General features: G+C 57.4%; 11 protein-coding genes and 1 pseudogene. 4 read left to right on the top strand and 8 right to left on the bottom strand.

Annotation, left to right across the window (positions count from 1 at the left end; genetic code table 11):
* Window positions 1-369: 369 nt before the first annotated feature.
* Window positions 370-816, bottom strand: coding sequence for a response regulator (locus tag GVK95_RS21350; protein WP_159952705.1), 447 nt, complete (start codon window positions 814-816; stop codon window positions 370-372).
* A gap of 169 nt (window positions 817-985) precedes the next feature.
* Between GVK95_RS21350 and GVK95_RS21345 the strand changes: the two genes are divergently transcribed.
* From GVK95_RS21345 to GVK95_RS21335, 3 genes are all read left to right on the top strand, one after another.
* On the top strand, window positions 986-1822 hold the full coding sequence (locus GVK95_RS21345) for a universal stress protein (protein WP_159952704.1): 837 nt from the start codon (window positions 986-988) through the stop codon (window positions 1820-1822).
* 43 nt (window positions 1823-1865) lie between these two features.
* Complete coding sequence (locus GVK95_RS21340; protein WP_159952703.1) at window positions 1866-2117, top strand: DUF465 domain-containing protein; 252 nt, start codon at window positions 1866-1868, stop codon at window positions 2115-2117.
* 162 nt (window positions 2118-2279) lie between these two features.
* Window positions 2280-2528 carry a hypothetical protein gene (locus GVK95_RS21335; protein ID WP_159952702.1) on the top strand — a complete coding sequence of 83 codons (249 nt, stop codon included), beginning with the start codon at window positions 2280-2282 and terminating at the stop codon, window positions 2526-2528.
* 48 nt (window positions 2529-2576) lie between these two features.
* Here GVK95_RS21335 and GVK95_RS21330 read toward each other — a convergent pair whose 3' ends face one another.
* The 7 genes and pseudogenes from GVK95_RS21330 to GVK95_RS21300 all read right to left on the bottom strand — a co-directional run bounded on the left by GVK95_RS21330 (window position 2577) and on the right by GVK95_RS21300 (window position 10239).
* Complete coding sequence (locus tag GVK95_RS21330) at window positions 2577-3215, bottom strand: CBS domain-containing protein (protein WP_159952701.1); 639 nt, start codon at window positions 3213-3215, stop codon at window positions 2577-2579.
* Window positions 3216-3282: 67 nt separating this feature from the next.
* Entirely contained in the window at window positions 3283-5676 is a 2394-nt protein-coding gene (locus GVK95_RS21325) for a phosphoketolase family protein (protein WP_159952700.1), read from the bottom strand.
* Between the two features lie 24 nt (window positions 5677-5700).
* A complete protein-coding gene (locus GVK95_RS21320) occupies window positions 5701-6930 on the bottom strand; it encodes an acetate/propionate family kinase (RefSeq protein WP_159952699.1) in 1230 nt (409 codons plus the stop codon).
* A gap of 67 nt (window positions 6931-6997) precedes the next feature.
* Window positions 6998-7876 carry a universal stress protein gene (locus GVK95_RS21315; protein ID WP_159952698.1) on the bottom strand — a complete coding sequence of 293 codons (879 nt, stop codon included), beginning with the start codon at window positions 7874-7876 and terminating at the stop codon, window positions 6998-7000.
* A 165-nt stretch (window positions 7877-8041) separates the two neighbouring features.
* Window positions 8042-8974 (bottom strand): annotated as a pseudogene (locus GVK95_RS21310) (bifunctional enoyl-CoA hydratase/phosphate acetyltransferase); the annotation flags it as partial.
* A gap of 85 nt (window positions 8975-9059) precedes the next feature.
* Window positions 9060-9293, bottom strand: a complete 234-nt coding sequence (locus GVK95_RS21305; RefSeq protein WP_159952696.1) for a hypothetical protein — start codon at window positions 9291-9293, stop codon at window positions 9060-9062.
* A gap of 49 nt (window positions 9294-9342) precedes the next feature.
* Complete coding sequence (locus GVK95_RS21300; protein ID WP_210252964.1) at window positions 9343-10239, bottom strand: GGDEF domain-containing protein; 897 nt, start codon at window positions 10237-10239, stop codon at window positions 9343-9345.
* 253 nt (window positions 10240-10492) lie between these two features.
* Between GVK95_RS21300 and GVK95_RS21295 the strand changes: the two genes are divergently transcribed.
* Entirely contained in the window at window positions 10493-10762 is a 270-nt protein-coding gene (locus tag GVK95_RS21295) for a helix-turn-helix transcriptional regulator (protein ID WP_159952694.1), read from the top strand.
* Window positions 10763-10841: the final 79 nt, after the last annotated feature.

The raw sequence follows: 10841 nt of genomic DNA, 5'->3' as shown, positions 1-10841 counted from the left end.
AGGTATTTGCGTATTGTGGCAGAGTGGGTCGGAGCCTGACCGACATTGGGACGGGTTCCTGTCCCTGGCAAACAGAATATTTGTGGAGAGCATGTAGAGGGCGTTTCTGAACAAAAACCGCTAAGGGGGACAAATGCGGCAAGACGCGGACACGTGGCATTTCCAGACGGCCGACGAGGCCCTAGAGGCGCTGGGCGCGGGCACAAACGGTCTGACCACAATTGGGCATTTTGGTGCGTCTTTACCAAACCGAATTCCGTAAACTTTTGCGCATCTCTCTCCAACAAATAGCATACTTGGGATAAGGGCCACTTGTCGCAATAGATATGCCCGGCAAGATAGGATATGCCTCGAAGAGTCTGCCGATGACTAAGCGGGTTTCCTGAAGAGCCGCAGCGCCTGAGTGATGTGAGATGCGTCATAGGGCTTCGAAAAGAACAAAGCAGAACTAGGAATTTCTGTTTGGGCGGGCTTGAGCCGTCCGGAGACCACAAGGATCGGGACTTCCGGCATCACGGTCGCGGCATGAACCGCCAGAGCAAGACCATTCCATCGACCCGGCATTTCTATATCGGTGAAGAGCAGATCGATTTTCAGGGTCTGCAGCATGGGGACCGCCACATCGGCATTGTGGGCATGGTGGACCTCGTAGCCGAGATCGCACAAAAGATCTTCAGCGTAGAGTGCGAGAAGGGGTTCATCCTCGACAACCAGGGCAACCGGTTTGTAAAATTCAGACAAGAAGTTTCTCACTCGTGTGGGTAGCATGCAACCGCAGAAGCCGGTTTTGCGCAGCCATTGAACTGCAATGGACACGTGAGCTTCCAAACGTTGTCGAATGGATATTGTTCCGGACCGAAATCATTTGAGGTTGAGGAGCCGAACATGGCTTGTTCGAAAATGTGAGTGCCTGTTTGATTCGGATCAAACCGCGTTTCTTTTTTGATGCGTATTCTCACCACTCAGATTGTCGGAGAACTCGCGTATGTCTTATCGCACTGTCATAAGCATCCTTAGCGTCCATCAGCCCGAAGAGGATCTCCGTTCCGCCATAGCCTTTGCGCGGAAGGAGGGGGCCCATCTGGTCGCCATTCTCGTTTCGATGTTCGTACCCCCCGCCGTTGAAGCCTATGCGGGGGCGATCTCGACCGTCTGGCTGGAGGAACGGGACAAGGACCGCCTCCAATTGCTCGAGGCCGAAAAGAAGGCACGCGAGTACCTGGCTGCCACCGGCATATCCTTCGAACTGGAGCTCCTTCAGACCGAAATTGCCTTGGCGGACAATCAGATCGGCACCCGGGCACGCTATGCTGATATCGTCCTGATCGGCCGCAATCTCAATCTGGATCCGGAGTTGCGCGCCCGCGCGATCGACGGCGCATTGTTTAGCGCTCCCAAGCCAATCCTTGTGGTGCCTGAGAAAAAAGAACCGACCCTTTCGCCACGCAACATTGTCCTTGCCTGGGATTCAAGCGTCGAAGCCAGTCGGGGCGTCCGCGAGGCCTTGGAGATGATGAAGGCTGCGGAAGAAGTGGTGGTGACGATGGTCGATCCCACTGCATCTTACGGCTTAAACGGCGGAGAACCCGGCGCTGATATTGCGACGTTTCTCGCCCGGCATGGCGTGAAAGTCTCGGTGGAGCGCATTGCCAGTGGCGGACGATCAGTTGCCGATGTGCTCAACGAGAAGGCGATCGCGATCGACGCCGACCTGATCGTCATGGGCGCCTACGGGCATTCTCGCCTTCGCGAGCGGATCTTCGGCGGCGTGACCCGCGATATGCTCGAGGGCGCAGTCGTTCCCGTTCTGCTTGCTCGTTAGATCGTGAGCGACCCGCCCCTTTAGACACATACAGGAGTGAACCATGTCCAATACCCCGCATCGTCTGGCAGATGAATTCCCCGAGCGTCTCGCGCTGCTGCGCCGCCTTCGCGAGGAAGACCGTCATTTTTCCCGCCAGTGCGAGGAATACGAGACTATCAACGATAAAATCCACCTGGCTGAGACAGATATTCAACCGGTCGATGATCTCCACATGACCGAGATGCGCAAATCGCGGATGTTGCTCAAGGATGCAATCTTCCAGACTTTGGCACGGCAACAGGCGGCCGAATAGCGCGATGGGCTTCAGGTGAATTATGGCATCGGCGTCGCTGGTCAGCGGCGCCTATTTGCGCGTCAGCCAAGAGGAAAGAGCCGCGAACGCGTCCACCCGGTGGGCACGTGGGAACGATCTGGATTTGGATCAGTTTAGCTTCAGGTCAAAAAGGAGCTGAAGATGCTGAGCACAGATACATGGTTGAAGATCGTCTGCAGCATGTTGATCAATGCCATCCTTTTCGGGGTAGGCATTGTTGCCGTGCTGATGATACCCGCCTTTTCCGATAATCTCAAAGTCTGGATACCCGTCGTGGTCCTCCTGAGTTTCGCAATAGCACCTCTTTTGGCAGGTGTCGTGGCGCGTCGCATGCGGCTGCGTAACTGGGGTAAGAAGCAGTGGCAGGCCGGTGACGTTATCTCCGGTTAAACGCGAGACGTCCTACGCCCAACTGGGCGTAGGCTCCGATTCCATTTTCTAGTTCGCAATTTTTATGCCGGACAGGCCGGAAATGCTCTCTGCAACCACTCGCATTGCCTTTCTCTGATATTCGCTGAAGGGGTTGCCCGAGATCTCGGCGAGCGAGCCGTTTATCCGCAAGTCGAAAGTACCAAGGTCGATTCCAAGTTCCGACCTCAGCCGGGTCGACAACGCAAGCCGGAGTGCGTCGCCACCACTTGCCACATTCTCGCGTGACGGCGTGATCGCTTTGAAGACATCTTTACGGCTGACAATTCCCACAAGCGTACCATTGTCGATCACCGGGAGCCGTTTTACACCTTTGTTGCGCATGAGCCCGACCACCTGCGCCAGAGAGGCGCTCGGGGGCACGGAGGCAAGATCACGAGACATGCAGTCGGCAACCATAGTTGCGTGCGCCTGGACGTAGCTCCTGTAGAAATCGTCATCTGGATTATCCGGAACGACAAGCGCCCGGTTCAACTCGCTGCGCTTGAGAATGTCTCCTTCCGTCAGCATGCCGCTTGTGACGCCCTCATCGTTGACAACGGGCAGGCCGCTGATGCCATGTCTGACCATCAGTTCTACGGCATGTTTGACACTTGATTGCTCGTTCACGGTAACCGGGCTTTTCGTCATCAGATCCTGCGCAAGCATATGCTACCTCGTATGTTGTAGACGACAGATGTGATCGCCTCTCCATTCATTTTCTGCCGTGACTGGCTTATGCCCTTGATGTCCATTTCCAGTCGCGAATTTCAGGCATGTCCTCGCCGAACTCCCGGATATAGCGATCGTGTTCGGTCAGGCGTGCTGCCAACATCTCTAATGCGGGTTTTGCTTTTTTTGCCAGACCTGGAACGCGTTGAATCGCCTCGATCGCGAGATGGAAGCGGTCGAGTTCGTTCAACACCGTCATGTCGAATGGCGTCGTTGTCGTCCCTTCCTCGATGAAGCCCCGCACATGGATGTTGCGATGGTTTGCGCGTTTATAGGTCAGCCGGTGGATGAGATAGGGATAGCCGTGATAGGCGAAAATCACCGGCCGGTCGGTGGTGAACAGCCGATCGAAAGCTTCGTCGTCCAGCCCATGCGGATGCTGGTCCTCTGATTGCAACGCCATCAGGTCGACGATGTTGACGACCCGGATCTTCAGTTCCGGAAGCGCTTCTCGCAGCAGCATCACCGCCGCAAGGGTTTCCATGGTCGGCACGTCGCCGGCACAAGCCATCACGACGTCCGGCGCTACAGCATTGTCTTCGGTCCCGGCCCACTCCCAGATGCCGATACCGGATTCGCAGTGCTGGATCGCCTCGTCCATCGTCAGCCATTGCGGCTCCTGCTGCTTGCCGGCAACGATGACGTTGATGCGGTCCCAGGTCTTCAGGCAATGGTCGCCGACCCAGAGCAGGGTGTTGGCGTCCGGCGGCAGGTAGATGCGGACGATATCCGCCTTCTTGTTGGCGACGAGATCGACGAAGCCCGGATCCTGGTGGCTGAAGCCGTTATGATCCTGCCGCCAGACATGCGAGGTGAGCAGGTAGTTGAGCGAGGATACCGGCTTGCGCCAGGGCAGTTCGCGCGAGACCTTCAGCCACTTGGCATGCTGGTTGAACATCGAATCGATAATGTGGATGAAGGCTTCGTAGCAGGAGAAGAAGCCGTGCCGGCCCGTCAGCAGGTAGCCCTCCAGCCAGCCCTGGCACAGATGTTCGGAAAGCACTTCCATCACACGGCCATCGCGGGACAGATGCACGTCGTAGGGCTCGATCTTCTCCATCCAGACGCGGTCGGTGACTTCGAAGACTGCACCGAGGCGGTTCGATTCCGTCTCGTCCGGCCCGAAGATGCGGAAATTGGAATTGGTATCGTTGAGTTTAAGGATGTCGCGCAGGTAGCGGCCAAGGATTTCGGTCGTCTGCACCATCAACGCGCCGCGATCCGTCACTGGCACTGCGTGATCTCGGATGGACGGTACCACGAGTTCCTTGCGCAGAAGCCCGCCATTGGCATGCGGATTGGCGCCCATGCGCCGATCGCCGCCGGGCGAAAGCGCACGCAGCTCTTCTTTCAGGCGGCCGTTGCCGTCGAAAAGGTCTTCGGGATCGTAGCTGCGCATCCAGTCCTCAAGGATCTTGCGGTGGCTATCGTCCTCGCGGCAATTGGCGACCGGCACCTGGTGGGCGCGCCAGAAATCCTCGACCTTCTTGCCGTCCACTTCCTTCGGTCCTGTCCAGCCTTTAGGGCTTCTGAGCACGATCATCGGCCAGCGCGGGCAACCTTCCTCAGGTTCGCCGCTGCGCGCGGCCTGCAGAATGACGTGAATGCGGTCAAAGACCGTATCCAGAACGGCTGCCATCTGCTGATGCATGTCATCCGGTTCATGGCCTTCGACGAAGAAAGGTTCGTAGCCGTAACCTCGGAACAGATGGTCCAGGTCCTCTTTGCCGATGCGGGAAAGAACCGTCGGATTGGCGATCTTGTAACCGTTCAGGTGCAGGATCGGCAGGACGGCGCCGTCGCGGGCGGGATTGATGAACTTGTTCGACTGCCAACTCGCTGCTAGCGGGCCGGTTTCCGCCTCGCCGTCACCCACAACGCAAGCGACGACCAAGTTCGGATTGTCGAAGGCGGCGCCATAGGCGTGCACCAGTGCATAACCGAGTTCGCCGCCTTCGTGGATGGAGCCGGGCGTCTCGGGCGCCGCATGACTCGGAATGCCGCCGGGGAAGGAGAACTGCTTGAACAGTCGCTGCATGCCCGCCGCGTCTTCGGAAATATGCGGGTAGATCTCGCTGTAGGTGCCCTCCAGGTAAGTGCTGGCGACCATGCCCGGACCGCCATGGCCGGGACCGCAGACATAGATCATGTCGGCGTCGCGCGCGCGGATGACGCGGTTGAGATGGGCGTAGATGAAGTTCAGCCCCGGGGTCGTGCCCCAATGCCCGAGCAGGCGCGGCTTGATGTGCTCGGCCTTGAGCGGCTCGCGCAGGAGCGGATTGTCGAGCAGATAGATCTGTCCGACGGAGAGGTAGTTCGCGGCCCGCCAGTAGCGGTTCAGAAGCTCGAGTTCGCGCGCGGTCGTCGCCCCTATGTTGGTGTCTGTCTCTGTCCGCATATCCGCCATTCCTTTTCTCCCCACCTAGACCCGGGTTTGCCGGTCTTCCGTGATCTCGATCATTTCCTTGACGTTTTCTGTCGAAAGCAAAACTGCCAGGCATTCTTCAGCGATCATTAGTTCCTCGTCGGTCGGGATGACATAAACGGCTACTCGACTTGCCGCCGTGCTGATCTTCAGGGCATTCGTCGCGTTCTCTTCGGGATCAAGTGCAAACCCCAACCACAAAAGTCTCTCGGCAACTCTCGCCCGTATCAGAGGTTGGTGTTCTCCGATCCCGGCCGTGAAAACCACCGCATCAAGACCTTCAAGCGTCGAGGCGAGTCGGCATATCTCGCCAGCGATACGTATCGTAAACAGCTCGAGTGCTTGTCTTGCCTCCTCGGCGTCGTTTTCAATCAGGACGCGGACATCGCCGCTGATCCCCGAAAGACCCAGCAAACCCGACTTGTTGTAAAGAATATCTTCTATCTCACGAAGCGATTTCTCGCCCGGCCCCAGCAAGTGGAGAATGACGCCAGGATCCAGCCAGCCCGGACGGGTCGCCATGGGAATACCATCAAGCGTTGAAAACCCCATGCTCGAATCCCGGCTAGCGCCGTTATGAACGCCGCAAAGACTGGCGCCGCTCCCCAGATGCGCGATAACCACCTTGCCATCCGCCACTTCTGGTGCCTGTGACCGCAATGAGCGCACCACATACTGATAGGACAGGCCATGAAAACCGTAACGCTTGATGCCGCGTTCATAATAGACGCGCGGGATTGCCAAGCGCCTGACCACGTCAGGCTGAGATGCATGAAACGTAGTATCGAAAGAAGCCGATTGAAATAGGTCCGGACGCGCGTCTCTGACGGCCGCAATCAGCCGAAGAGCCTGTGGCTGATGTAGCGGAGCAAGCTGGCCAAGCATTTCGATCTGCGCGATCGTCTCGTCGTTCAGCGCAACTGGACCGGTGAACACGTCTCCGCCATGTACAATGCGATGGCCCGCGCCGATTATTCTATCGAGGTCAAAATGTGCACTGGTCTTCTCGAACACTTCGTCGATCAGGCCGGCGAGATCGGCGGGGCGCTGAGACAGCGGAATGTTGAAACCTTCCAGACCTTTTCGCAGGACCAGGGTGAGAGCTACGGCTGCGAGATCGATGGCCGCCTTTCCCAGATGGACCGGACCCTGCTCCGTAACTTGGAAAATGCCGATTTTTACGGTTGAAGAGCCGGCATTAAAGGTCAGAAGTAGTGTCTCGTCCATTGAAGCCTCTCACTCTTTGTCCGCCGCGCCGCATTTCCCTGCGCATAGGGACGTCTCGCATCCGAACTCAGACCGAAGTCCGTCTCTTCTGCGGGACAACGAACACGTCACACGGCGCCTCCCACATAATTCCGCTGGCAACGCTTTCTACCAGAACGTTCAATAGCCCGCCGCGCCCCTCTGTCCCCGTCACCACGATGTCGATGTCATGGTCCATTGCGTAGCGGGCGACCAGTTCGGAAGGGTCACCGACCTCTGCCACGATAACCGGCTCGATGGATTGATGCTTCGCAATCGCCTTGTCGAGAAAATCCCGTGCCCTTTTGAGGCTCTCGGTCTCGAAGCTTCGCTCGTAGACGCCCGTGTCGTTTGTCCACGTTCTAAATGGCGGGTCCAGCGCGAGAAAAAGTGTGATTGTCTCCGGATCAAAATATTCTATGGCGGTTCTGAGAGCGTCAGCTGAGCCTTCCGAGAGATCGCTGGCAACCAGAACGCGCGCCCCGGAATCGATCGGTTTTTTCTTAACGGCCAACACCGGCACGACCACCATCCTCAAGAGCGAAGTCGTTGTCGAACCTAGGATCGATCGCCCAAGCTTGTCATTGCTCGAAATACCCGTGACGACGATATCTGGAGACATCTCCGCAACGAAGCCAGCAATAACCTCGTAGGCGGCCCCATGCCTGATCTCGACGTTGCTCTGCAACGTGTCGATTCCGGATAGCTCTTCTTCCAGCCTACACGCGGCATAAGAGATGGTTCGTGGGAGGGAAGCATGCGCGGTGGTCTGCGATGCGCTCACGGCGTCGGCCTCGAACGCGAAAAGGACCGTCAGTTTTGCGCGCCATTGCAGCGCCAACTGGATTGCCCGGTCCTGGGCCCTGTCACAACGCGCGGAAAAATCAGTGGCGAAGAGAATATGTCGTGGAAACTCCCTGCTCGTCATTACGCTGCTCTCCTTCCGCCGTGCGCTTCCTCCCGGTGCCGGCGTCTGTTCAAGACAACTGCGATCGGTCTGTCCAGACTACCTCATTTGTCGAGCGATACCATGTCAATCCTACCGCTTTGACGATCGCGTGAACAACCCACGGCAGATGGCCTCTGCAGCGGTTCAATCTGGCATATGTCGCGCCTGGTAGGCTCTGGCCAGAATTTTTGCCAGCGCGCAGGATACCAGTCGGACTTTGGGCAAATCAGCCCGGCTGGTCAGAATGATTGGGACCCGTGCGCCGAGAACCAAACCAGCGGCATCAGCACCCGCGAAATAGACAAGCTGCTTGGCAAGCATGTTGCCAGCCTCCAGATCCGGTACCAGCAGTATGTCGGCCCGGCCGGCAACCGGCGACGTGATCAGTTTTGCCTGCGCAGCCTCAATGTTGATCGCGTTGTCGAAGGCAAGCGGGCCGTCAACGATCGCGCCCTGGATCTGGCCGCGTGACGCCATAACCGTCAATGCGGCAGCATCAAGTGTTGCCGCCATCCTGCTGTTGACAGTTTCCACGGCGGCCAGAACAGCGACCAAAGGTCTTTCCACTCCAAGGTGACGAAGGAGATCGATCGCGTTTTGACAAATATCGCGTTTCTGGTCCAGGTCCGGCTGAATGTTGATCGCCGCGTCGGTAACCACCAGAAGCTTGTCATAGGCAGGGACGTCCATGATGTAGGCATGGCTCATTCGCCTTTCGGTCTTCAGGCCCGATCCGGAAGCGACCACTGCAGAGAGGAGCTCATCGGTATGCAGACTGCCCTTCATCAAGGCTTGGACTTTTCCCTGCGAGGCAAGCTCCACAGCGCGACATGCAGCCGCGTGACTGTGCTCCACCGGTTCGAGATCTATACCGGCAAGGCTGAGACCCGCGGCCTCCGCAATTGACCGGATCTTGCGTTCGGGTCCAACCAGCAAGGGGTCGAGAATACCCTGATCACGCGCATCCAGCGATGATCGAAGGGCGTCCACAGAGCAGGGATGGACAATAGCAGTGCGCATTGCCGGTTCGGACATCGCCTGCTGGATGTAGTCTCGGTAGCGTCCGTGTTCTCGTAGTTCGGGATTCACCGTGATTGCGCCTCCAGACGTCCTGAGCCCAGATCATTGACCTGCCTTCCAGGCACAATGCAAGCACCAAAAGTTAACGCGATAGTGTCTGCCGCCTCCGTGGTCTGGTGCGATGCACTATGTGAGCGACGATCCTTCCGTCAGCATCCAGCATTTCGATGAAAACTGTCATCTTGCTTTCCATCGCGATTTCACGGGCAACAGTTTTTCCGTAGGCGATAGCATCCGGGCGGTTGGCGGCAAAATAACCTGTTGCGTCCCGCATCGTCTGTGACCCCGACGAGATATTGTAGAAGTATTGGTCCATCACGCCTCCCCAGGTCCGCCGCCCTTGCGGTGCATGCAGCTCTTGAAGCCTACTTTGCTGCAGCTTCGGCCGTTACCGCCAGAATTCTATCTCCGGCAAAATCTCTCTCAATATCCGCGTCAGCTGCGACCTCAAAGAGGAAGGCATTTTTTCCCGCCGTCTTCGATTGATACATGAGCGCGTCCGCCTGCCTCAATAAATCTGGCAGTTCATTTGTGTTTTCCGGAGTGGCGACAACCGCGCCGACGCTGCATGTCACCGGCATATCGCAAGCGAGCAAAGCCTGCGTAAACCTCTCATGGAGGGCTGCTGCGAGCTGACGCGCCGCAGAGATCGATGTCGCCGGAATGAGTGCTGCGAATTCGTCGCCGCCGATCCGCCCCAGGCAGTCGCCACGCCGCATTGCGGAACCAGCAACCGAGCCGAAGGACTGAAGCACCCGATCACCCGCCTCGTGACCGTAGCGATCATTCACAGACTTGAAATCATCGAGATCGATGAAGAGCAACATTGCGTATTCTCGCTGGCGACGAGAAGCCTCCAGCAGCGCTGAAGCACATTGATGAAACGCAGCCTTGTTGAGAACGCCGGTCATTCGATCGCTAGAAGCAAGCGTCGACACGGCGTGGTAGGATTGCCGGAACGCGGCAGCAGCAATTGCGACGAATGCGAAAGCGACAACACGGGGGGCGGCATTTTGCAGCAACACTGCCGCATTGATGCTCTCGGTCAGCGTGAAACCTTTCGACAGGGTCACAGCTGCGGCGACCAAAGCGACCAGAAGGCCGATCTGCCGACCGCGCGTGAAGGCGGCGATGGCGATCGGGATAATGTATGCGCTCGCATAACAAACCTGCAGACGCGTTTCATCGGCGCTCCAATAGTCCAGCGTGGTGATAAGCAACAAAGAAACAATGGTAATGGTAAAGGCGCGGCGACCCGACATGCGCGCAAGCCGGTCGATATGGCTATCGACAGAGGGGAAGTCAGATATTGCCGCCATATGCTTCCTCGCGCCTCCAGTAATGTTCGGCCCCTCATGCCATAGGGATCGCCGCTGCTACGGCGAGCTGTATCCCGACAGGAAAACCTTTCAAACGGTCGTGATAGGAAGCCGACGCCCGAAATATCCGATAAAAATGTTAAATGGTGCTTAAAACCCGTCGCCTTAAAAGCGGCTTTCGCCTGATGTCGTTCGGGTGAAAAAGACGCATCCAGGACATCTGCGCCAGTTGGTGGCGAACAATATCCGCAAGTATCGCGGTGAGCGCGGTATAAGTCAGCAAGACTTCGCCCTGATGATCGATATGGACCGGTCATATTTCGGAGCGGTAGAACGCGGCGAGCGCAACATATCGATCGACAACCTCGAGCGAATTGCCAAGGGTCTCGATCTCCAACCCGCCTTCTTGCTGGTCAGCGATGACACGGTAACGATCCGGGAGTTGCTCGACAGATCGCGGACCTGACCTGCCGAGCCGCGAAATCGATCTCCTCCTTCGATCTCAGCCTCCCTGCCCTTGAGGGGCTTGACCTTGAGCCGAAGCT

This window comes from Rhizobium sp. 18065, from assembly GCF_902706095.1.
Classification (GTDB): Bacteria; Pseudomonadota; Alphaproteobacteria; order Rhizobiales; family Rhizobiaceae; genus Allorhizobium.
This window is presented reverse-complemented; position numbering and strand designations above follow the sequence as displayed.

Excerpts from the sequence above, each read along its gene's own strand:
- GVK95_RS21345 (WP_159952704.1), top strand. The coding sequence starts at position 986 with ATGTCTTATCGCACTGTCATAAGCATCCTTAGCGTCCATCAGCCCGAA.
- GVK95_RS21340 (WP_159952703.1), top strand. The coding sequence starts at position 1,866 with ATGTCCAATACCCCGCATCGTCTGGCAGATGAATTCCCCGAGCGTCTC.
- GVK95_RS21335 (WP_159952702.1), top strand. The coding sequence starts at position 2,280 with ATGCTGAGCACAGATACATGGTTGAAGATCGTCTGCAGCATGTTGATC.
- GVK95_RS21330 (WP_159952701.1), bottom strand. The coding sequence starts at position 3,215 with ATGCTTGCGCAGGATCTGATGACGAAAAGCCCGGTTACCGTGAACGAG.
- GVK95_RS21325 (WP_159952700.1), bottom strand. The coding sequence starts at position 5,676 with ATGCGGACAGAGACAGACACCAACATAGGGGCGACGACCGCGCGCGAA.
- GVK95_RS21320 (WP_159952699.1), bottom strand. The coding sequence starts at position 6,930 with ATGGACGAGACACTACTTCTGACCTTTAATGCCGGCTCTTCAACCGTA.
- GVK95_RS21315 (WP_159952698.1), bottom strand. The coding sequence starts at position 7,876 with ATGACGAGCAGGGAGTTTCCACGACATATTCTCTTCGCCACTGATTTT.
- GVK95_RS21305 (WP_159952696.1), bottom strand. The coding sequence starts at position 9,293 with ATGGACCAATACTTCTACAATATCTCGTCGGGGTCACAGACGATGCGG.
- GVK95_RS21300 (WP_210252964.1), bottom strand. The coding sequence starts at position 10,239 with ATGTCGGGTCGCCGCGCCTTTACCATTACCATTGTTTCTTTGTTGCTT.